We start from the raw sequence: 642 nt of genomic DNA, 5'->3' as shown, positions 1-642 counted from the left end.
ACAGCATCTCCTGGGTTTGCGTGGGATAGGCGGATAGATAGAAGGCGCGACTGGCACAGAGCTTGGTATGGGCGACTTGAATTTTGCGATGAATCCCGCCGATCACCAGCCATTCCTCACTCCAATCAAATTGGAAGGCTTCGCCGAGTTGGAACTTCAGCGGCACAAAAGCCGATTTACCAGAACCAGTGATCGAACCATTCCGCCAAAGGCGGACATAGTCGGTCAGGATGGAATAACCGCCGGTATAGCCGTCCTTCTTAATCGCTTCAAACAACATCAATGCGGTACGCCGATCCTTCTTAGGGCGTCGCGAGTCCGCGTCCAAAGCCAACAACAGGGTCGGAATATACGGCGTCAGCTTGCCATTAACCTGGGGTCTTTTGGAATACTTGTAGCCATCGGCGCTGGTTTCCTTAAGCCATGATTTGATGGTGTTGCGCGACAGACTGGTCCGCCGCTGAATTTCACTGATGGATAGGTGGTCACGATGGAATAACCGTCGAACTTTTGCGTACGTTGACATGTAATACACTCTTGATTAGCCCCTGCCTAAAAACTAAAGCAGGATACGTGGATTACCTGGTCAATTTTCGATCGGTACAAACCCCTCTAAATGGTCAATTTTCAATCGGCGCCAAC

General features: G+C 50.5%; 1 protein-coding gene. It reads right to left on the bottom strand.

Annotation, left to right across the window (positions count from 1 at the left end; translation table 11 throughout):
• Positions 1 to 526: IS21 family transposase (locus NP589_RS21355; RefSeq protein ID WP_504137424.1), on the bottom strand; the 526-nt coding region annotated here is incomplete at its 3' end.
• Positions 527 to 642: the final 116 nt, after the last annotated feature.

This window comes from Methylomonas rosea, from assembly GCF_024505055.1.
In the GTDB taxonomy this organism is placed as follows: domain Bacteria; phylum Pseudomonadota; class Gammaproteobacteria; order Methylococcales; family Methylomonadaceae; genus Methylomonas; species Methylomonas rosea.
Note: the sequence above shows the minus strand (reverse complement) of the source record. Positions and strands in the feature narration are given on the sequence as shown.